This window comes from Pseudomonas sp. FeS53a, assembly GCF_000931385.1.
Lineage (GTDB): Bacteria > Pseudomonadota > Gammaproteobacteria > Pseudomonadales > Pseudomonadaceae > Metapseudomonas > Metapseudomonas otitidis.
This window is the reverse complement of sequence record NZ_JYFT01000021.1, coordinates 31,770-53,549: the sequence shown is the minus strand read 5'-3', so window position 1 is coordinate 53,549 and position 21,780 is coordinate 31,770. Positions and strand designations below refer to the sequence as shown.

Annotated in this window: 15 protein-coding genes and 1 pseudogene; 9 read left to right on the top strand and 7 right to left on the bottom strand. The window is 67.4% G+C overall.

All coding sequences use genetic code 11. The features are described 5' to 3' along the window. Positions 1-11 precede the first annotated feature (11 nt). From pyrR to gshB, 5 genes are all read right to left on the bottom strand, one after another. Positions 12-521, bottom strand: a complete 510-nt coding sequence (gene pyrR / locus SZ55_RS07280; protein WP_044403576.1) for a bifunctional pyr operon transcriptional regulator/uracil phosphoribosyltransferase PyrR — start codon at positions 519-521, stop codon at positions 12-14. A 12-nt stretch (positions 522-533) separates the two neighbouring features. Further along, positions 534-977, bottom strand: coding sequence for a Holliday junction resolvase RuvX (gene ruvX / locus SZ55_RS07275; protein ID WP_044403573.1), 444 nt, complete (start codon positions 975-977; stop codon positions 534-536). Beyond that, positions 977-1,546 (bottom strand): YqgE/AlgH family protein, encoded by a 570-nt coding sequence (locus SZ55_RS07270; protein ID WP_044403571.1) that lies wholly within the window; start codon positions 1,544-1,546, stop codon positions 977-979. Before SZ55_RS07270 ends, ruvX begins: the two co-directional genes overlap by 1 nt. 46 nt (positions 1,547-1,592) lie before the next feature. Beyond that, on the bottom strand, positions 1,593-2,486 hold the full coding sequence (locus SZ55_RS07265) for an energy transducer TonB (protein WP_044403569.1): 894 nt from the start codon (positions 2,484-2,486) through the stop codon (positions 1,593-1,595). Between the two features lie 87 nt (positions 2,487-2,573). Continuing rightward, a complete protein-coding gene (gene gshB, locus SZ55_RS07260; RefSeq protein WP_044403568.1) occupies positions 2,574-3,545 on the bottom strand; it encodes a glutathione synthase in 972 nt (323 codons plus the stop codon). Positions 3,546-3,811: 266 nt separating this feature from the next. Here gshB and pilG point away from each other — a divergent pair, with 266 nt between their 5' ends. The 8 genes from pilG to SZ55_RS07220 all read left to right on the top strand — a co-directional run bounded on the left by pilG (position 3,812) and on the right by SZ55_RS07220 (position 17,833). Continuing rightward, positions 3,812-4,219 (top strand): twitching motility response regulator PilG, encoded by a 408-nt coding sequence (pilG, locus tag SZ55_RS07255; protein ID WP_021218373.1) that lies wholly within the window; start codon positions 3,812-3,814, stop codon positions 4,217-4,219. Between the two features lie 47 nt (positions 4,220-4,266). Then, on the top strand, positions 4,267-4,632 hold the full coding sequence (gene pilH, locus SZ55_RS07250; protein ID WP_003458790.1) for a twitching motility response regulator PilH: 366 nt from the start codon (positions 4,267-4,269) through the stop codon (positions 4,630-4,632). Positions 4,633-4,675: 43 nt separating this feature from the next. Beyond that, positions 4,676-5,212 carry a chemotaxis protein CheW gene (locus SZ55_RS07245; protein WP_044403557.1) on the top strand — a complete coding sequence of 179 codons (537 nt, stop codon included), beginning with the start codon at positions 4,676-4,678 and terminating at the stop codon, positions 5,210-5,212. A gap of 193 nt (positions 5,213-5,405) precedes the next feature. Continuing rightward, complete coding sequence (locus SZ55_RS07240; RefSeq protein ID WP_044403555.1) at positions 5,406-7,451, top strand: methyl-accepting chemotaxis protein; 2,046 nt, start codon at positions 5,406-5,408, stop codon at positions 7,449-7,451. A 62-nt stretch (positions 7,452-7,513) separates the two neighbouring features. After that, the gene (locus SZ55_RS07235) at positions 7,514-8,374 is read left to right on the top strand and encodes a CheR family methyltransferase (protein ID WP_044403650.1); all 861 of its coding nucleotides are present in this window, start codon (positions 7,514-7,516) and stop codon (positions 8,372-8,374) included. 9 nt (positions 8,375-8,383) lie between these two features. Next, positions 8,384-16,309: an Hpt domain-containing protein gene (locus tag SZ55_RS07230; RefSeq protein ID WP_044403553.1), complete on the top strand. Its 7,926-nt coding sequence runs from the start codon at positions 8,384-8,386 to the stop codon at positions 16,307-16,309. After that, on the top strand, positions 16,302-17,321 hold the full coding sequence (locus SZ55_RS07225) for a chemotaxis protein CheB (protein ID WP_044403551.1): 1,020 nt from the start codon (positions 16,302-16,304) through the stop codon (positions 17,319-17,321). Before SZ55_RS07230 ends, SZ55_RS07225 begins: the two co-directional genes overlap by 8 nt. Before the next feature lie 41 nt (positions 17,322-17,362). Further along, positions 17,363-17,833 carry a chemotaxis protein CheW gene (locus SZ55_RS07220; RefSeq protein WP_044403550.1) on the top strand — a complete coding sequence of 157 codons (471 nt, stop codon included), beginning with the start codon at positions 17,363-17,365 and terminating at the stop codon, positions 17,831-17,833. 46 nt (positions 17,834-17,879) lie between these two features. On the opposite strand, the gene SZ55_RS07215 is transcribed toward SZ55_RS07220, so the two are convergent. Together SZ55_RS07215 and SZ55_RS07210 are read right to left on the bottom strand one after the other, a co-directional pair. Then, positions 17,880-18,599 carry a 16S rRNA (uracil(1498)-N(3))-methyltransferase gene (locus SZ55_RS07215; protein ID WP_044403548.1) on the bottom strand — a complete coding sequence of 240 codons (720 nt, stop codon included), beginning with the start codon at positions 18,597-18,599 and terminating at the stop codon, positions 17,880-17,882. Positions 18,600-18,667: 68 nt separating this feature from the next. Further along, entirely contained in the window at positions 18,668-20,074 is a 1,407-nt protein-coding gene (locus SZ55_RS07210) for an adenosylmethionine--8-amino-7-oxononanoate transaminase (RefSeq protein WP_044403546.1), read from the bottom strand. Positions 20,075-20,234: 160 nt separating this feature from the next. Between SZ55_RS07210 and SZ55_RS07205 the strand changes: the two are divergent. Then, positions 20,235-21,710: pseudogene (locus tag SZ55_RS07205) on the top strand (flavin monoamine oxidase family protein); the annotation flags it as partial. Positions 21,711-21,780 lie beyond the last annotated feature (70 nt).

Genomic DNA, 21,780 nt, shown 5'->3' with positions numbered 1-21,780 from the left:
GGGTCGGGTTTTCAGGAGGCGGCGAGGACCTGGCGCTCGAGTGCGAGCGGCGCGGGGCCGAGCAATTTTACCCGCTCGTGGGTGGCCAGGGACAGGGTGGCGCCGACCACGTCGGGGCGGATCGGCAGCTCCCGGGCGTTGAGGTCCAGCAGGCAGACCAGGGTCACGCTGGCCGGGCGGCCATAGTCGAACAGCTCGTTGAGGGCGGCGCGCACGGTGCGCCCGCTCATCAGCACGTCATCGATCAGCACCAGGTGCTGGCCTTCGATCTCGAAGGGCAGTTCGGAGGGCTGCACCTGGGGATGCAGGCCGTTCTGGGTGAAGTCGTCGCGGTAGAAGGAGACGTCGAGCACGCCCATGGCGTCGTCGCGGCCCAGGGCTTCCATCAGGGCCTGGGCGACCCAGACGCCGCCGGTGCGGATGCCGATGAAGCGCGGTGTGTCGATGTGCCGGGCCGCCAGGTGGTCGGTCAGGGCGCGGGCCATCTGCGGCAGCAGTTCGGCCGGGTTGGGCAATGTCATGGGCGTTCCTCGCTAGTCGTGTCCGGGGTGCTCGGCCAACCAGCCTTCCAGCAGCAGGGCGGCGGCCAGGGCGTCCACCGGGCGTTCGCGGTAGCCGCCGCGCTGGCCCTGCGCCAGGCGGTGGCCCTTGGCTTCGAAGGTGGTCAGGCGTTCGTCGTGGGTGAAGACGGGCAGGTTGAAGCGGCCATTGAGGCGCCGGCCGAATTTTTCGGCGCGTTCGCTCATCTCGCTGGGGGTGCCGTCCATGTTCAGCGGCAGGCCGACGACGATGGCGTCGGGCTGCCACTCCTTGATCAGGGCCTCGACCTTCTGCCAGTCGGGTACGCCGTTCTGCGCCTTGAGCACACACAGTTCGCGGGCCTGGCCGGTGACGGCCTGGCCGACGGCGACGCCGATCTGGCGGGTGCCGTAGTCGAAGCCGAGGAGCAGCCGGGGCGCGGTTGTCGGGCCGGCCATCAGGCGTGCCCGGCCTGGCTGGTGAGCAGGTTGAGGTTGACCCCCAGCCGTGCGGCGGCGGCGGCGAGGCGCTGGTCGCTGGGGGTGTCGAAGAGGATGGCCGGGTCGGCGGGGCAGGTGAGCCAGGCGTTTTCGGCCAGCTCGGCCTCCAGTTGCCCGGCCTGCCAGCCGGCATAGCCGAGGGCGATGAGGCTCTTCTGCGGGCCGCTGCCGTCGGCGATGGCGAACAGCACGTCCTGGGAGGTGGACAGCGCCAGGTCGCCCAGGTCCAGGGTGGCCTGGTACTGCGGGCCGCTGGGGTGCAGGACGAAGCCGCGGTCGGTCTGCACGGGGCCGCCGGCGTAGATGGGCAGGTTCTGGCAGTGGGCGGGGGCGGTGTCGTCGGGGCGCAGTTGTTCGAGCACGTCACCGAGGTTGAGGCCGTTGGGGCGGTTGATCACCAGTCCCATGGCGCCCTGGTCGTTGTGTTCGACCAGGTAGGTGACGGTCTGCGCGAAATTGGGATCGTCCATGTGCGGCATGGCGATCAGGAAGTGGTGCTTGAGGTAGCTGGGTGCGGTGCTTTTCATGGGCGCTAGTGTCGATCTTCGCGCCGTCGGCTTCAAGGGTGCCGGTTCAGTTGCTGGAGAGCCTGTCGCCCCGCTCGAAACGCCAGGTGCGGATGATTTCCAGGCGGTCGATGTCGGCCAGGTCGCCGGTGAAGGGGGCGAAGGGGGCGGCGAGGCGGACGATGCGCATGGCGGCCTGGTCCAGTACCGGCTGGCCGGATGACTCCAGCACCTGCACCTCATAAAGAGTGCCGTCGCGGTTGATCGATACCAGCAGCCTCAGCGAGCCGTAGATGCGCTGGCGGCGGGCCTCTTCAGGGTAGTTGAGGTTGCCGACGCGCTCGATCTTCTTGCGCCATTCGTCCTTGTACCAGGCACCCTTGTCGCGCATGGTCGAGGCCGCGTTGAGGCGGTGGATGCGTGGGCGCTTGGCGTAGCGCTGCTGCTCCTGTGACAGCTCGGCCTCCAGGCTGGCGATCTCGGAGGAGAGCTGGGCGCTGTCGAATACGGGGGCGGGCGGCGCCTCGGGCTCGGGCTTGGCTTCCTCGCGCTTGATCGGGGTCTTCTGTGGCTTGGGTGCCGTGGTGGCGATGGCCGCCTTGGGGGCTTCCTGGCGCTTGGTCTGCTGGGGCGCGGCGGGCGGAGTGACCTTGCGGATCTCCTGATCCTGGAACATCGCCTGCTCGGTGGTCTTGGGCGTGTCCTTGTGTTCCAGGGTGCCGCTGCCTTGCTGGTTGTTCTGGGCCAGGTAATCGGCTTCCTTCGGCTTCTCGTCACTCTTGAAGGTGGCGAGGGTGACTTCCAGCGTCTTGCTGATCTGGCTGGGGTCGCTGAAGGTGAAGCCGACACCGAGGATGAGCGCGATGTGCAGCACCGCGGCGAGGAACAGGGTGAAGCCGAGCCTGTCCGCCGGGCGCACGCTGGCGGAGGGGAAGCGGGGGAGGTCAGCGGCTGCGTTCATCGCACATCGGGTCTGCTCAAAGTGGCGCGCAGTCTGCCGAACTGGGGCGGCAGGCTGCAAGCCGCAAGCTGCAAGGTGTTGACTGCGTCAAGCTTGCGGCTTGCTCTGGTTCGCCTCCAGGCGGGTGGCGATGACGTCCATCAGGCGTTCGCCGATGCGGGTGTCGTACGCCGCGTCGATCTCGCGGATGCAGGTCGGGCTGGTGACGTTGATCTCGGTGAGGTGGTCGCCGATCACGTCGAGGCCGACGAACAGCAGGCCCTTCTCCCGCAGTACCGGACCGACGGTGGCGGCGATCTCGCGGTCCCGCTCGGTCAGCGGGCGGGCTTCGCCCCGGCCACCGGCGGCGAGGTTGCCACGGGTCTCGCCGGCAGCGGGAATGCGCGCCAGGCAGTAAGGTACCGGTTCGCCGTCTATCATCAGGATACGTTTGTCCCCGTCGACGATCGCCGGCAGGTAGCGCTGCGCCATGATCTGTTCGGCGCCGTGGCGGGTGAGGGTCTCCAGGATCACCGAAAGGTTCGGGTCGCCCTCGCGGTGACGAAAAATCATCGAACCGCCCATGCCATCAAGGGGTTTGAGAATGATGTCACGCTGCTCTTTTGCAAACTCGCGCAGAATGTCGGGCCGTCGACTCACCAGGGTCGTCGGGGTGAGGTGCGGGAAGAGCGTGGCAAAGAACTTCTCGTTGCAGTCGCGCAGACTCTGCGGACGGTTCACCACCAGCACGCCGGCGCGTTCGGCCTGCTCCAGCAGGTAGGTGGAGTAGATGAACTCGTTGTCGAAGGGCGGATCCTTGCGCATGAGGATCACATCGAGGTCGGCGAGCGGGGTGTCCTGCTCATCCCCGAGGACATACCAGCCCGCAGGGTCGGCCTTCACCTCGAGCGGTTTCATGCGGGCACGGGCTACGCCCGCTGCCTGGTAAAGATCCTGCTGCTCCATATAGAAGAGGGACCAGCCGCGAGCCTGGGCCGCGAGAAGCATGGCCAGGGAGCTGTCCTTCTTGAAGTTGATCTGCGCAATGGGGTCCATGACGATCCCGAGGCGAACGCTCATGGGTGGTGTCTCCGCAACTCGTGAAGTGAAGAAAGGGGCCTCGATCGGGCCCCGGAAGAGGCGCTCAGGGTGGCGCTGGAGGCGGTTGCGGTCAAGGGAAACCTCGCCGTGCGAACTGGCAAATCCATGGCGTAGGCGGTTTCTGGCTTGCGTCTGGAGAGTGTGCTAAAAAGGCCCGACGATTGGGTCGCAGCCCGTCGCTGACAGGGCCTCAGGCGCACTGAACGAAGCTAATAACGACTCACCGAGGCGATGGTAGGGCGAACATGGAACAGCATTCCGAGGGTTTGAAGGTGATGGTGATCGACGATTCGAAGACGATTCGTCGCACCGCTGAAACTCTGCTGAAGAAGGTGGGTTGCGAGGTCATCACGGCTGTCGACGGTTTCGATGCCCTGGCCAAGATCGCGGACACACACCCGAACATCATCTTTGTCGACATCATGATGCCGCGTCTCGACGGTTATCAGACCTGCGCCCTGATCAAGAACAACAGTGCTTTCAAGTCCACCCCGGTGATCATGCTGTCCTCCAAGGACGGCCTGTTCGACAAGGCCAAGGGTCGCATCGTCGGTTCCGACCAGTACCTCACCAAGCCCTTCAGCAAGGAAGAACTGCTCGGCGCGATCAAGACCCACGTGCCTGATTTCACCCCGGTGGAACAAGCCTCCTGAAGTCCGGCCCTCGTGGCTGGAAGTGCCTTTCCGTATTGGGGACAAACATGGCTCGTATTCTGATTGTTGATGACTCGCCGACCGAAATGTACAAGCTGACCGCCATGCTCGAAAAACATGGCCATCAGGTACTGAAGGCGGAAAATGGCGCCGACGGCGTCGCCCTGGCTCGCCAGGAAAAACCCGACGCCGTGCTGATGGACATCGTCATGCCCGGCCTCAATGGCTTCCAGGCGACCCGTCAGCTGACCAAGGACGCCGAAACCAGCCACATCCCGGTGATCATCGTCACCACCAAGGATCAGGAAACCGACAAGGTCTGGGGCAAGCGCCAGGGCGCGAAGGACTACCTGACCAAGCCGATCGACGAAGACACGCTGCTGAAAACCCTCAACGCGGTGCTGGCCGGCTGATGCCGGTAGCACCGTGATGCCCTAGAAGAAGGCTCAGCCCCGCATGTCGGACGCAAAGACCCCATTCCAGATACTCCTCGAGATCGACCAGCGCTGCCGCGCCCTGGCGGCGGGCTTGCCCGCCCAGCAGGAAACGGTCCAGACCTGGAGTGGGATCGGTTTCCGCATGGGCGAGCGCTTCTTCGTGGCGTCCATGGGCGAAGTGGGCGAAGTGCTCCACGAGCCCCGCTACACCCAGCTGCCGGGGGTGAAACCCTGGGTCAAGGGAGTCGCCAACGTCCGTGGCCGGTTGCTGCCGATCATGGACCTGTGCGGCTTCTTCGGCGGCGAACTCTCGTCCCTGCGCAAGCAGCGCCGGGTGCTGGTGGTCGACCACCAGGAAATCTTCGCCGGCCTCATCGTCGACGAAGTCTTCGGTATGCAGCACTTCCCGGTGGGCTCGTTCTCCGAGGAACTGCCGCCGCTGGAGGCCACCATCCAACCCTTCATCCACGGCGTGTTCCAGCGTGAACATCCCTGGCTGGTGTTCAGCCCTCATGCGCTGGCCCAGCACCAGGTGTTCCTGGACGTCGCGGTCTAGTTCCCAACGCGCAGGCTTTCGGGCCTGCGCGCAGGGCCGTTTCCGGGAGGGGCGGCCCGATCGGTCGGAGTGCAGTGTCTCCGGCTGACCCAGGCACCAGCGTGTGCCGTTGATCCAAGGTTGGGCCGGTCTATACCGGCCCTTGGCGTTACATGGAAATCGTTGTGTAGTTGGTCCAGGCGGGGGCCCGATAATGAAAAAACTGAACGCAGGCAATCTACTCGCGGGAGCGCGCAGCAGTACGTTGATCGCCGGACTCTTCGTGGTCCTGATCGTCTCCATCGTGCTGCTGTTCGCCAACTTCGCGTACCTCAACACGCAGGCGAACCACGACCAGGAATACCTCGGCCACTCCGGTGAGCTGCGGGTCCTGTCCCAGCGTATCGCGAAGAACGCCACCGAAGCGGCGGCGGGCAAGCCCGAGGCCTTCGCCCTGTTGAAGGAAGCGCGCAACGACTTCGAGAAGCGCTGGAACATCCTGCTCAACGGTGACGCGGAAACCGGCCTGCCGCCGGCGCCCGAAGCCGTCAAGGCCCAGATGGACGCCGTGCAGGCGGACTGGAACAGCCTGCGGCAGAACTCCGACGCCATCCTGGCCAGCGAGCAGACCGTACTCTCCCTGCACCAGGTAGCCGGCACCCTCGCCGAGACCATCCCGCAGCTGCAGGTCGAGTACGAGGAAGTCGTGGACATCCTGCTGGAAAGCGGCGCGCCCGCTGCCCAGGTGTCCGTGGCCCAGCGCCAGTCGCTGCTGGCCGAACGGATCCTCGGCTCCGTGAACAAGGTACTGGCCGGTGACCAGGACTCCGTACAGGCCGCCGACATGTTCGGCCGCGACGCCAGTCTGTTCGGCCGCGTACTGAACGCGATGCTCGAAGGCAACGCCGCCATGGAAATCTCCAAGGTGACCGATACCGAAGCCCTGGAGCGCCTGCAGGAGATTTCCGAGCTGTTCGAGTTCGTCTCCGGTTCCGTGGACGAAATCCTCGAGACTTCGCCCGAACTCTTCCAGGTCCGTGAATCCGCCAACACCATCTTCACCGGCTCCCAGACACTGCTGGACAAGGCATCCCAACTGGCTGCCGGCTTCGAGGAGCAGGCCGCCGGCCGTAGCCTGAACACCCTGGCTGGCTACATCCTCGGTGCCCTGGCACTGGGTTCGATCATCCTGATCGGCCTGGTCATGGTTCAGACCACCCGCCAGCGTCTGGCCGAGACCGCCGAGAAGAACGAACGTAACCAGGCCGCGATTCTGCGACTGCTCGACGAAATTGCCGACCTTGCAGACGGTGACTTGACCGTAGCGGCGACCGTAACCGAGGACTTCACCGGTGCGATCGCGGACTCGATCAACTACTCCATCGACCAGCTCCGCGAACTGGTAGAGACCATCAACCTGACCGCCGTGCAGGTAGCCGCCGCTGCCCAGGAAACCCAGGCCACCGCCATGCACCTGGCCGAGGCTTCCGAGCACCAGGCCCAGGAAATCGCCGGTGCGTCCGCCGCGATCAACGAAATGGCCGTGTCGATTGACCAGGTATCGGCGAACGCCTCGGAATCCTCCGCGGTAGCGGAACGTTCCGTAGCCATCGCCAACAAGGGCAACGAAGTGGTGCACAACACCATCACCGGCATGGACAACATCCGCGAGCAGATCCAGGACACCTCCAAGCGAATCAAGCGTCTCGGTGAATCGTCCCAGGAGATCGGTGACATCGTGAGCCTGATTAACGACATTGCCGACCAGACCAACATCCTTGCACTGAACGCCGCGATCCAGGCGTCCATGGCGGGTGACGCCGGTCGAGGCTTCGCCGTGGTAGCGGACGAGGTACAGCGCCTCGCAGAACGTTCCTCTGCCGCAACCAAGCAGATCGAGGCCCTGGTTAAGACCATTCAGACCGACACCAACGAAGCGGTTATCTCCATGGAGCAGACCACCTCCGAAGTGGTACGCGGTGCCCGCCTCGCGCAGGACGCCGGTGTGGCCCTGGAAGAGATCGAGAAGGTATCCAAGACCCTCGCGGCCCTGATCCAGAACATCTCCAACGCGGCACGCCAGCAGGCGTCGTCCGCGGGCCACATTTCCAACACCATGAACGTCATTCAGGAGATCACCTCGCAGACCTCCGCCGGTACCACGGCAACCGCCAAGAGCATCGGTAACCTCGCCAAGATGGCGAGCGAGATGCGCAAGTCGGTATCCGGCTTCAACCTGCCGGACGCAGACCGGGCCTGACCAAGGGAGGTGCCGCAGCCTGAGGCTGCGGCGCAACGGCCATGAGCGAGAGGCACGACAGCATGCAGCCTGGCGGCGTGTGGGCCTTGAAACCCATGGCCGACATGACCCCCGCGCAGTTCCATGACTGGCAATCGCTGCTCGAGGAACGTACCGGCGTGGTCATCAACGAGCAGCGACGCTCGTTCCTGCAGACCAACCTCACCGCGCGGATGCGAGAGCTGGGCGTAGACGACTACACCCTCTACTTCCGCCAGGTCACCGACGGGCCGCGTGGTGCCGTCGAATGGTCGACCCTGCTGGACCGCCTCACCGTTCAGGAAACCCGTTTCTTCCGCCACGGACCCTCGTTCGACCTGCTCGGCGCCTATCTGCGCGAGCGTGTTGCCAAGGGACTGGACAGCCCCCTCGCCCTCTGGAGCGTCGGTTGTTCCAGCGGCGAAGAGCCGTATTCCCTGGCCATCGCGGCCGCCGAGGCCCTCACGGGCAGCGAGCGGCCCGACTATTTTGGTGTGACCGGCACCGACATCAGCCTCAGCGCCCTGAACAAGGCCCGCGAGGGGGTGTATGGCGCACGGCGCCTGGAGCACCTGGAAGGCGACATGGGCGAGCGCTACTTCCAGCCTCTGGGCGATGGCCGTTTCAAAGTTGTGGAGAGCCTGGCCGCGCGCGTGTGTTGCGCCCGGCTCAATGTGCTGGAACTGGCAAAGGCGCCAATGTCCGGCATGGACGTAATTTTCTGCCAGAACCTGCTGATCTATTTCCGCCGCTGGCGTCGCCGTGAAATCCTCAACCGCCTGGCCGAGCGCCTGGCGCCCGGTGGACTCATGGTGATCGGCGTCGGTGAAGTGGTTGGTTGGCACCATCCGGACCTGGAGCCGGTGGCCGACGATCAGGTTCTGGCATTCACCCGGAAGGGATAGCAGACGGCTATGAGTGATCGGCACGATTATGTCGCCCTGGAGTGGGTCAAGGGCGAGATCGCGGAAACCCTGAAGCAGGCCCGCCAGGCCCTGGAGGCGTTCGTCGAGAACACCCAGGACCCGACGCGCATGCGTTTCTGCCAGACCTACGTGCACCAGGTCCACGGCACCCTGCAGATGGTCGAGTTCTACGGCGCGGCCCTGCTCGCCGAGGAAATGGAGCAGCTCGCCCAGGCACTGATGGAAGGCCGCGTGACCAACCAGGGCGAAGCCCTGGAAGTGCTCATGCAGGCCATCCTGCAGTTGCCGGTCTACCTGGATCGCATCCAGAGCGCGCGCCGTGACCTGCCCATGGTCGTCCTGCCGCTGCTCAACGACCTGCGCGCCGCCCGTGGCGAGAAGCTGCTGTCCGAAACCAGCCTGTTCTCCCCCGACCTCTCCAGCCGCACCCCCGCGCTCTCGGTGGATGCGCTGGCGCGCATGCGCACCGCCGAACTGCCGGTACTGCTGCGCAAGCTGCGGCAGATGCTGCAGATGGCCCTGGTGGGGATCATCCGTGGCCAGGACCTGGCCACCAACCTCGGCTACATGGCCCGCGTCTTCGCCCGCCTCGAATCGCTGTGCAAGGAGGCCCCGTTGGGCACCTTGTGGCCCATCGCCTCCGGCATGGTCGAAGGCCTGGCCAATGGCAGCGTGGTCAATGGCACCTCCGTCCGCACCCTGCTGCGCCAGATCGACAAGGAGCTCAAACGCCTGGTCGACCAGGGCGCCGATGGCATCAACCAGCCGGCTCCGGACGAACTGGTCAAGAACCTGCTGTTCTACATCGCCAAGGCCCCGGCCCAGTCGCCGCGCATCCGTGCCCTCAAGGAACAGTACCGTCTCGACGAAGCCCTGCCCGACACCGACGTGGTGGACGAGGAACGTGCCCGCCTGGCCGGCCCCGACCGCGACGCCATGCGCTCGGTGGTCACCGCCCTTTGCGAAGAGCTGGTCCGCGTCAAGGACAGCCTCGACATCTTCGTGCGCAGCGACCGCCGCGGCGTCACCGAGCTGGATGCCCTGCTCGCGCCCCTCAAGCAGATCGCCGACACCCTCGCCGTGCTCGGCTTCGGCCAACCGCGCCGGGTCATCCTCGACCAGATCGACGTCATCCACAGCCTGTCCCTCGGGCAGCGCGAGCCCAACGACGCCGTTCTCATGGACGTCGCCGGCGCCCTGCTGTACGTCGAGGCGACCCTCGCCGGCATGGTCGGCCCGGCCGATGACGGTTCCCGCGAAGAGAGCCACCTGCCCACCACCGACGTGGCGCAGATCCACCAACTGGTGATCAAGGAAGCGCGCAATGGCCTCGAACAGGCCAAGGACGCGATCATCGAGTTCATCGCCTCCCAGTGGAACCACGAGCACCTGGCCCGCGTGCCCGACCTGCTGACCCAGGTCCGTGGCGGCCTGGCGATGATCCCCCTGGCCCGCGCCGCTGCCCTGCTGGAAGCCTGCAACCGCTACATCCAGGAACAGCTCCTGGCCCGCAAGGCCGTGCCCAACTGGCAGAGCCTGGACACCCTGGCCGACGCCATCACCAGCGTCGAGTACTACCTGGAGCGCCTCTCCGAGGACCACGCCACCCAAGGCGACATGATCCTCGACGTGGCCGAGGAGAGCCTGGAGAACCTGGGCTACCCGCTCAAGGCCAAGCCCTCCATCCTCGATCTCCCGGAGTTCCAGGCCGAAGAGCCCGCTCCGCTGGCCGACCCGGTGGAGGAGATCGAAGTCCTCGCCGAGGAAGCGCCCGAGCCGGTCGAGCCCCTGGCCTTCGAACCCCAGCCGGCCGAGCCGGAAATCACGCTCGATGCCGATTTCGCCGAGGCCCCCGCCCCGGTGGAAGAGGCCCCTGCACTGGATGCCCTGCCTGAACTCGAACCGCTGGACAGCGCCGAGCCGGTGGCCTTCGACGCACTGCCCGAACTGGAGCCGCTGCCCGAGCTGGAGGCCCAGCCGCTGCTGGACGAGCCCCTGGAGCTGGGCACCCTCGACAGCTTCGAGACCACCGAGCTGAAGGCCGATGACGCGCCGACTCTGCTGGTCTCCGATGACAACTGGAACCTCGGCGAGCCGGAGGTCCAGGCGCCCGAGGTCATCGACTTCAGCCTCGACGCCCCGTTGGAACTGGAATCCCTCGATCAGCCCAAGCCGGCCGATGAGCCCTTCGCCTCCTTCGATCTCGAGGCCCTCGAGCCGCTGCCGGCTGCCGAGCCCCTCGAGCCGATGCTGGACGAGCCCCTTAGCCTCGAGCCGCTGCCCGAATCCACCCCCAACTGGGACGACGTGGAGCTGAGCGGCCTCGATCTGCCGGAGGTCGACCTGCCCTCCGCCCCGCTGGAGCCCGTTGTCGCCCCGGTCGAGGAAGCGCCCCGCGCGCTGTCCATGGCCGATGTCATGGCCGCCCCGGTGCAGCCCATCAACCCGCCCGCTGGCGAGGTCCCGCCCAGCCTGCTGCCGCCGCCTGCCGACGAAGAGCCCGTGGACGACGAACTGCTGGAAGTCTTCATCGAAGAAGCCGGCGAAGTGCTGGAGACCATCGGCGACTACCTGCCGCGCTGGTGCGCCAATACCGACGACAAGGACGCGCTGACCGAAGTCCGCCGTGCCTTCCACACCCTCAAGGGCAGCGGCCGCATGGTCCGCGCGCTGGTCATCGGCGAGCTGTCCTGGTCCATCGAGAACCTGCTCAACCGCGTGCTCGACCGCAGCATCCAGCCGGACGAGGACGTCAAGGGCGTGGTCAACGACGTGGTCGCCCTGCTGCCGCAACTGGTGGACGAATTCGCCGCCAAGGCCCAGCGCCAGCGCGACGATGTCGACCACCTGGCCGCCGAGGCGCACGCCCTGGCCAAGGGGCAGCGCCTCCCAAAATCTGAAGCCCCGGTCTCCGTACAGGCTGCCGAGCCCGTGGGCGAGCTTCCTTCTCAGCCCGAAGTGGCCGCGCCGACCGTTGCCTCCAGCGCGTCGACCGATGAAGAGCCGCTCGACCCGCAGTTGCTGGACATCTTCCGCAACGAGGCCGAAGCCCACCTGGAAACCCTCGTCGGCTTCCTCGCCGATTGCGCGCAGTCCCTGCCGCAGCCGGTGACCGACAACCTCCAGCGCGCCCTGCACACCCTCAAGGGCAGTGCGCACATGGCCGGCATCCTGCCGATCGCCGCCATCGCCATGCCGCTGGAGAAGCTGGCCAAGGAATACAAGACCAACCTGATCCAGATGGACCTGGTGGATGCCGAACTGCTGCGCGATGCCGAGCAACTGTTCCGCATCGGCCTTGAACAGCTGGAAACCGCACCGCTGCGCCCGATCCCCGGGACCGAGGCCTTCCTCGAACGCGTCCAGCGCCTGCATGCCGAGCGCATCGGCGCCGCCGAAGCCGCTCGCCTGGGCGAACAGGGTCAGGCCGGGCGCGACCCGCAACTGATCTCCATCTTCCTCGCCGAAGGCATGGACATCCTCCTGGATGCCGAGGACTTGCTGCGCCGCTGGCGCGAGCACCCCTCCGAGCGCCAGGAACTGGGCGCCCTGCTGGAAGAACTGAACACCCTCGGCCGTGGCGCCGAGATGGCCGAGCTGCCGCAGATCGAAGAGCTCTGCGAAGCCCTGCTGGACACCTACGGTGCCGTCGAGGAAGGCAGCCTGCCGGTCAGCGAACGCTTCTTCGACGAGGCCGAACGGGCCCACGAAGCGCTGATCAGCATGATGGACCAGGTCGCCGCCGCCCTTCAGGTCACGCCCCAGCCGGAGCGGGTCCAGGCCCTGCGCGACCTGCTCCAGCAGGCCGTCGATCCGGCAGCCCTCGCGCTGCTGGACATGGACCGCGACACCGGACTGCTGGTCGAAGAGCCGGACCAGGCGCTGCCGCCCGCCACCGAAGCCGAGCTGACGCTTGCGGACGACGACGCACTGCCGCCGCTGCCCGAACTGCATGAAGTGCCGGCCCTTGAACCGGTCACCCTGCCGGAGCTGCTCGACGAGCCCGCCGAGGCCATCGAGCCGGTGCCTGCCACGGCCGCCGAGCCTGCCGCAGCGGTCGAACCGGCTGCCGCACCGCTGGCCTACGAGAACCTCGACGAGGAGATGGTCTCCATCTTCCTCGAAGAGGCCGTGGACATCCTGGAAAGCTCCGGCCAGGCGCTGGAACGCTGGCTCGACGAGCCGGACAACCACGCACCGCTGCACTCGCTGCAGCGTGACCTGCACACCCTCAAGGGTGGCGCGCGCATGGCCGAGATCGCCCCCATCGGCGACCTCGCCCACGAACTCGAATCCCTCTACGAAGGGCTGGTGGACCGCCGCTTCAACCATTCCCCGGCATTGGCCGGCCTGCTCCAGGCCAGCCATGACGACCTGGCCGTGATGCTCGACCAGCTCCAGGCCCGCCAACCGCTGCGCAACCCGGAGGCGCTGATCCAGGCGATTCGTGCGTTTCGCCAAGGCGGCACGGTAAGCCTGCCCGTCGCGCCGGTGACCGAAGTTCCGGCGAGTGAGGCCATCGCCCCGCCGGCAGAGGCAGAGGCAGAGGCAGAGGTGGAAGCGCCTGCCTTGCCGGATGAGGTGTCCGAAGCGCCCCTCGAACTGGATGCCGGCCTGCCTGAGCTGGACGATGACGTCCTGCCGCTGCCGACCCTCGACGAACCCGATGCCGACGCCCCGCTGGTGCTGGAAGACCTGCCCCTGCCGGAGACCGACGAGCCGGCGCTCGTGGAAAGCGCCGAGGCCGATGCCTGGCTGCTTGACGAGACCGAAGGCGACCTGTCGCCTGCCCCCGAAGCCGAAGCCGAAGCCGAAGCCGAAGCCGAAGCCGAAGCCGAAGCCGAAGCCGAAGCCGAAGCCGAAGCCGAAGCCGAAGCCGAAGCCGAAGCCACACTTTCTCCCGAGCCCGAGCCCGAGCCCGAGCCCGAGCCCGAGCCCGAGCCCGAGCCCGAGCTGGACGCCGAATGGCTGCCGGTGGATGAAGCCCCGGCGCTGCCTGAGGTGGACGACGAGCCGAGCATCGAGCTGGTGCTGCCCGAGATGGCCGAGGCGCCCGCCCCGGTCGAGCCGGTTGTACCGGCTCCCGTGGTGAGCGAGCCGGTCCACAGCGCCTTCGATGACCGTGATCCCGAACTGGTGGAAATCTTCCTCGAGGAAGGCTTCGACATCATCGAAAGCGCCGGCAACGCCCTGCAGCGCTGGATGGAGGACGTCGACAACCTGCTGGAAGTCGAGGCCCTGCAACGCGATCTGCACACCCTCAAGGGTGGTGCGCGCATGGCCGAGATCCGCGAGATCGGCGACCTCGCCCACGAACTGGAATTCCTCTACGAAGGCCTCTGTGGCGGCCGCCTGCGTGCCAGCCCGACGCTGTTCGGGTTGCTGCAGTCCTGCCACGACCGTCTTGCCGAGATGCTCGAAGCCGTGCGTGACAAGCGCGCGGTGCCGGATGGCAGCGTGCTGATCGAGGCGATCCGCCGCTTCCGTGCCAACCCCGACGAACAGCTGAGCATGCCCTCCAGCGTGCACCTGCAGCCTGCCGCCGCGCCCGTGGTGGAGGACGATGAGGCGGAAGCCGACATCCTCGACATCTTCCTCGAAGAGGGTGATGACCTGCTGGAAGCGATGGAGCGCACCATCGGCCGCTGGGAAGAGAACCGCGACGACAGCGCCCAGATCGACGACCTCCTGCGCCTGCTGCACACCCTCAAGGGCGGTGCGCGCCTGGCCGGCCAGAAACGCCTGGGCGACCTCAGCCACGACCTGGAACAGCACCTGACCGAGGCGCTGCAACAAGGCGCGCCCTGGCCCGAAAGCCTGTTCCTCGACGTGCAGTCCGGCTTCGAAGGCCTGCAGGCCGAGCTGGACCAACTGCGCCAACGCCTGGACGCCAGCCTGGCGGACGAGCCCGAAGCGCCTGCCGAGATCCACGAGCCGGCGCCCCAGCCGACCCTCGCAGCCCCCATCGTGGCGGCGAGCGCCGTGCCGGTGGCGGTGACCGAGGACAAGGTTCTGCCGTTCGTGCTCAAGGCCCAGGAAGCCGCCCAGGATGCAGCCGCACGTCGTGCGCCGCAGGAAATGGTCAAGGTCCCGGCCGACCTGCTGGAAGGCTTGGTCAACCTGGCGGGTGAAACGTCGATCTTCCGGGGCCGTGTCGAGCAGCAGGTGAGCGACTTCAGCTTCACCCTGAGCGAGATGGAATCCACCATCGAGCGGGTACGCGACCAGCTCCGCCGCCTCGACACCGAGACCCAGGCGCAGATCCTCAGCCGCTACCAGGCCGAGGCCGAGCGCGCCGGCTACGAGGACTTCGACCCGCTGGAAATGGACCGCCACTCCCAGCTGCAGCAGCTCTCCCGCGCACTGTTCGAGTCCGCGTCCGACTTGCTGGACCTGAAGGAAACCCTGGCCGCGCGTAACCGCGACGCCGAAACCCTGCTGCTGCAACAGGCACGGGTCAACACCGAGCTGCAGGAAGGCCTCATGCGGACCCGCATGGTGCCCTTCGACCGCCTCGTACCGCGCCTGCGCCGCATCGTGCGCCAGGTGGCCAGCGAGCTGGGCAAACAGGTGGAATTCCTCGTCGGCAACGCCGAGGGCGAAATGGACCGGACCGTGCTCGAGCGCATCGTCGCGCCCCTGGAGCACATGCTGCGCAACGCCGTCGACCACGGCATCGAGCCGGTCGAACTGCGCCGCGCCGCGGGCAAGCCAGACGCCGGTACCATCCGCCTGACCCTGGGCCGCGAGGGTGGCGACATCCTCCTGACCCTGTCCGACGACGGTGGCGGCATCCGCCTCGACGCCGTGCGCCGCAAGGCCATCGAGCGTGGGCTGATGGATGCCGACTCCCAGCTCTCCGACCACGAGGTGCTGCAGTTCATCCTCGAGGCCGGCTTCTCCACCGCCGAGAAGGTCACGCAGATCTCCGGGCGTGGCGTGGGCATGGACGTGGTGCATTCCGAGGTCAAGCAGCTCGGCGGCTCCATGAGCATCGAGTCGACCCCGGGCGAGGGCTCGCGCTTCCTCATCCGCCTGCCGTTCACCGTGTCGGTGAACCGTGCGCTGATGGTGCTCTCCGGCGAAGACCTCTACGCCATCCCGCTGAACACCATCGAAGGTATCGTGCGGGTGTCCCCGTATGAGCTGGAGGCCTACTACCAGCCGGACGCACCGCGCTTCGAGTACGCCGGCCAGGCCTACGAGCTGAAGTACCTGGGCGACCTGCTGAACAATGGCCAGCATCCCAAGCTGGTGGGCCAGAGCCTGCCGCTGCCGGTGATCCTGGTGCGTTCCACCGAGCACGCCGTGGCCGTCCAGGTGGACGCCCTGGCCGGCTCCCGCGAGATCGTGGTAAAGGGCCTCGGCCCGCAGTTCGCCGGGGTGCAGGGCATCTCCGGTGCCACCATCCTCGGGGACGGCCGCGTGGTGGTGATTCTCGACCTGCTGGCGACCATCCGCGCCCGCCATGCCCATCAGGTGCAGATGCTGCCGCGCACCACCAGCCAGGCCGCCCTGCCGGCGGAGCTGGACCACGACCGCCCGCCGGTGGTCATGGTGGTGGACGACTCGGTCACCGTGCGCAAGGTCACCAGCCGCCTGCTGGAACGCAACGGCATGAACGTGCTGACGGCCAAGGACGGGGTGGACGCCATCGCCCAGCTGCAGGAGCACCGCCCCGACGTCATGCTGCTGGACATCGAGATGCCGCGCATGGACGGCTTCGAAGTGGCCACCCTGGTGCGTCACGACGCGAGCCTGAAGGACCTGCCGATCATCATGATCACCTCCCGTACCGGCGAGAAACACCGCGAGCGGGCGATGGCCATCGGCGTGAACGACTACCTGGGCAAGCCGTACCAGGAGTCCTTGCTGCTTGAAACCATCCAGCGACTGGTCAAGGGACATGACTGAGAAAACCTCTGCACGCATCGCCGTCATCGCCGACACCTCGCTGCAGCGCCATGTGCTGCAGCAGGCGCTGGTCGGCAACGGCTACCAGGTGATCCTCAACAGTGACCCGGCCCGCCTCGACGACGACGCCCTGAGCGCCTGCGACGCCGACCTCTGGTTGGTGGACCTGGCCCAATCGGAAGACTCGCCGCTGGTGGACAGCCTGCTGGAGCGCGCCAGCGCCCCGGTGCTGTTCGGCGAAGGGCACGCCCCGGAACGCCATTCGGAAAACTACCCGCGCTGGGAGCGCCGCCTGTTCGGCAAGCTCAAGCGCCTGGTGGGGGACCCCGCCGTGGCGGTCGGCCCGAGCCTGGAGGCCCTGATGGCCGAGGCCCAGCGCCCCGCCCGCCTGGACCTGCCGCGTGCCCTGGCGGACACCCCGCTGGTGGCGGGCGAGCCGGCGCGCCAGGTCTGGCTGCTGGCGGCATCCCTCGGGGGGCCGGCGGCGGTCAAGGCCTTCCTTGATGCCCTGCCCGGCGGCCTGCCGGTGGGTTTCCTCTACGCCCAGCACATCGATCCCGCCTTCGAAAGCATCCTGCCCCAGGCCGTAGGCCGCCACAGCCAGTGGCCGGTCAACCTGGCCCGCCCCGGCGACCACGTGCGCGCCGGCGAGGTGGTGGTGGTGCCGATCGCCCAGGAGCTGACCTTCGCCGAAGACGGCGCGATGCTCATGGGCAACCGCCCCTGGCCCGAGCCCTACAGCCCGTCCATCGATCAGATCATGCTCAACCTCGCCCAGCACTTCGGCGAGCAGTGCGGCGTGATCGCCTTCAGCGGCATGGGCAGTGATGGCAGCGCCGCAGCGGCCTACGTGCGTCGCCAGGGTGCGCCGATCTGGACCCAGCGGGCCGAGAGCTGCGTCTGTTCGAGCATGCCCGACAGCCTGCGTGAAGGCGGCTACAGCAGTTTCAGTGCCGACCCGCGCGAGCTGGCCCAGGCGCTGGTGAACCACCTGGCCGAGCAGTGCGCCTGACGCGCCGCCGGTGGTCTTGAAGAATCGTTGAAGGAAACGCCATGAGCCAAGCCGTCGCCAATACCCAGAGCGCCAACAGCCTGACCGGTCTGCTGCTGTCGCTGACTGACCGCACCCTGCTGGTGCCCAACGTGGCGGTGGCGGAGCTGATCCCCTACCGGGCGCCCCAGGCGTCCGCGGGGATGCCGGCCTGGTTCCTCGGCCAGGTGGCCTGGCGCGACCTGCGCCTGCCCCTGCTGTCGTTCGAAGCCGCCAGCGGTGGCCAGCCCCAGGTGGGCTCCAGCGCGCGGGTGGTGGTGCTCAACGCCCTGGGCAGCCGTGCCCATGTGAAGTTCATCGCCCTGCTGGTGCAGGGCATTCCGCGCTCCCTCAAGGTCGACACCGACCTGCCCTCGGCCAATGCCGAGCTGCTGCCCCTGGAGCTGGGTTCGGTGCAACTGGAGGACGGCATCGCCAAGATTCCGGACCTGGTCGGCCTGGAGCAACTCCTGGCGGACGCCGGCCTGATCTGAGCCGCTGAGCCGCTGAGCCGCTGAGCCGCTGCGGCGGCCTGCCCCCTTAGAAATCCCCCCACAACTGCTGGGCGACGCTCAGCGCCACCACCGGCGCGGTTTCCGTGCGCAGTACGCGCGGGCCCAGGCGTGCCGCCTGGAAGCCCTGCTGCTGGGCGGCTTCCACTTCGGCGTCGGACAGCCCGCCCTCCGGGCCGATGAGGAACGCCAGCGTGGCCGGTCGTGCATGGCTGGCCAGGGGCTCGGCCACCGGGTGCAGGACCAGCTTGAGGTCCGCCTCCACCTGCTTCTGCCACTCCCCCAGCGTCACCGGCGGGTGGATCACCGGCAGCACCGAGCGGCCGCATTGCTCGCAGGCGCTGATGGCCACCTGGCGCCAGTGGGCCAGGCGCTTGTCGGCGCGTTCATCCTTCAGGCGCACTTCGCAGCGCTCGCTCACCAGGGGGGTGATCTCCGCCACGCCCAGCTCGGTGGCCTTCTGGATGGCCCAGTCCATGCGCTCGCCCCGGGACAGGCCTTGGCCGAGGTGGACCCGCAGCGGCGACTCGGCCAGGCCGGCGAAGGCTTCGCGCAGTTCGACGCGGACGCTCTTCTTGCCGACCTCCACCAGTTCGCCGATGAATTCCTGGCCCGAGCCGTCGAACAGCTGGACGGCATCACCTTCGGCCAGGCGCAGCACGCGACCGATGTAGTGGGCCTGGGCTTCGGGCAGGGCGTGTTGTCCGAGGGCGAGGGCGGCGTCGATGAAAAAGCGGGAAAGGCGCATGGATTCGGCGGGCTGAAGAGGGAAAGCCGCAAGCTTACCCGCTTCGCCGCCCGCCGTTAAACCGCCTGCTAGCCGGGATCGCGGTGATTGGGGTGCAGGTCGGCGGCGACGGCCACGCTCACCCCGTCACGGGTGGCGATGTCGATGCCTTCGCTGGCCACCTCGGCGAGGAAGTCGATCTCCTCCGGGGTGATCACGTAGGGCGGCAGGAAGTACACCACGTTGCCCAGCGGGCGCAGCAGGGCGCCGCGCTCCAGGGCGTGCTGGAACACCTTCAGGCCACGGCGCTCCTGCCAGGGGTAGGGCGTGCGGCTGGCCTTGTCCTGAACCATCTCCATGGCCAGCACCATGCCGGTCTGGCGGATCTCGGCGACGTGGGCGTGGTCGGCCAGGTGTGCGGTGGCGCTGGCCATGCGCGTGGCCAGGGCGCGGTTGGCCTCGATGACGTTGTCCTGCTCGAAGATGTCCAGGGTCGCCAGGGCGGCGGCGCAGGCCAGCGGGTTGCCGGTGTAGGTGTGCGAGTGGAGGAAGGCGCGCAGGGTCTGGTAGTCGTCGTAGAACCCCTGGTAGACGGCCTCCGAGGTGAGCACGGCGGCCATCGGCAGGTAGCCGCCGGTGAGCGCCTTGGAAAGCACCAGAAAGTCCGGGGCGATGCCGGCCTGCTCGCAGGCGAACATCGTGCCGGTGCGGCCGAAGCCGACGGCGATCTCGTCATGGATCAGGTGCACGCCATAGCGGTCGCAGGCCTCGCGCAGCAGCGTGAGGTAGATCGGGTGGTACATGCGCATGCCGCCGGCGCCCTGGATCAGCGGCTCGACGATCACGGCGGCGACCTCTTCGTGGTGCTCGGCGAGGGTCTGATCCATGTGGGCGAACATGGCCCGCGAATGGGCCTCCCAGCTGACGCCCTCCGGACGCAGGTAGCAGTCCGGGGTCGGCACCTTGAGGGTGTCCATCAGCAGGGACTTGTAGGTTTCGGTGAACAGCGCCACGTCGCCCACCGACATCGCCGCGACGGTTTCACCGTGGTAGCTGTTGGTCAGGGTGACGAAGCGCTTCTTGCGCTCCAGGCCCTGGTTGCGCCAGAAGTGGTAGCTCATCTTCAGCGCCACCTCGATGCCCGAGGAGCCGTTGTCGGCATAGAAGACGCGGTCCAGGCCCTTGGGCGTGAGCTTCACCAGGCGCTCGGACAGCTCGATCACCGGCTGGTGGCTGAAGCCGGCGAGGATGACGTGCTCCAGTTGCTCGACCTGGTCCTTGATGCGCTGGTTGATGCGCGGGTTGGCGTGGCCGAACACGTTGACCCACCAGGAGCTGACCGCGTCCAGGTAGCGCTTGCCTTCGAAGTCCTCCAGCCACACGCCCTCGCCACGGCGGATCGGTACCACCGGCAGGCGCTCGTGGTCCTTCATCTGGGTACAGGGGTGCCACAGCACGGCGAGGTCGCGCTGCATCCAGTCGGCGTTTTGGCCCATGGTCGGTCTCCGGAAAGGTCGGGGAAGCCTATGCAATAGGGGTGAGATGGACAAGCCGGCCGATCCGGCACATCGCCGACGGGGTTCTCTGGTGGGCCGGGGGCGCCTGGCGTATCCTGCGCGCCATTTGAAAGACGCTCGCTTTTCCTTGGGGGAACCAATGTCTGCTGCCTGGCTGCGCGGGTGCGCGCTGATCCTGATCGGTTTGTTCTGCGCCGGTGCGCAGGGCAAGGAGAAACAACCGGCTGCCATCGTCGTCGGTGGCGGCATGGCCGGCCTGACGGCGGCCTATGAACTGCAGCAGCAGGGCTGGCAGGTCACCCTGCTGGAGGCCAAGCCGTCCATCGGCGGCCGCTCCGGCCTGGCCACCACCGAGTGGATCGGCTCCGCCAAGCTGCAGCCGACACTGCATGCCTACCTCAAGGACTTCAAGCTGGGCACCGTCCCGGCGCCGGATTACGTGCGCGCCCCCGGCTACCTGGTGAATGGCCGCTACTTCACCGAGGCCGACCTGCTGAAGGAGGCGCCTTCCACCGTCGAGGGCCTGAAGCGCTTCGACAAGAGCCTGGATGACCTCGCCGCGTCCATCGAGGACCCGCTCAAGCCGCTGGTCAACCACACCCTGCAGAGCCTGGACGCCATCACCGCCTCCCGCTGGCTGGACAAGCTGGCCCTGCCGCCCACCGCCCGCGCCCTGGTGGACCAGCGTATCCGCTCCCGCTACGACGAGCCGTCGCGCCTGTCGCTGCTCTACCTGGCCCAGCAGGCCCGCGTCTACCGGGGCCTGCCGGAAGGCGATCTGCGCGCCGCGCGACTGCCCGGCGGCAGCGCGGCCCTGGCCCAGGCCGTGGCGAAGAAGCTGAAGACGGTGAAGACCAACGCCCGCGTCTCGGCCATCGTCCAGGACAAGGACGGCGTGACCGTGAAGGTCGGCGGCGCCGGCTACCGTGCCGACTACGTGGTGCTGGCCGTGCCGCTGCCGGCGATGGACAAGATCAGCCTCACCCCGGCGCTGTCGGCGCTGCAGCTCAAGGCGCTGAAGGACATCAACTACGGCTGGCGCGACCAGTTGCTGCTCAAGTTCAAGAAGCCGGTGTGGGGCAAGAGCCGCCTTTCCGGCGAGGTCTACAGCGACCAGGGCCTGGGCATGCTGTGGGTCGAGCCGGCCCTGAAGGGCGGCGCCAACCTGCTGGTGAACATCTCCGGCGACAGCGCGCGCCTGCTGCAGGCCTTCGGTGACCGGCAGATGGTGGACCAGGTGCTGATCCGCCTGGACAAGTTCTTCCCCGGTGCCCGCGAGCAGTTCCAGGGCTTTGAGGTCCGCCGCTATGGCAAGGATGCGCTGGCCGGTGGCGCCTACCTGGCCTACGGCCCGGGCGAGATCAGCCAGTACTGGCGCCTGTGGGAAAAGCCGCTGCAGCGGGTGATCTTCGCCGGCGAGCACACCGACGCCCTCTATCCGGGCACCTTGGAGGGTGCCCTGCGCAGTGGCCAGCGCGCCGCCGGCCAGGCCCGCGACCTGTTCGCCGGCAAACCGCTGGAACCGGTGGAGCCGGTCGCCGCCGCTGCACCTGCCGCCCCGGCCAAGGCCGAGGCCGCCAAGTCGGAGAAGAAGGGCTTCTTCTCCTGGCTGTTCTGATCCTCTCGCCCCTCCACCCGTCCGGCGGCTGTGCCAGCCGCCGGACATCTCTGTCAGACCTGTCCTA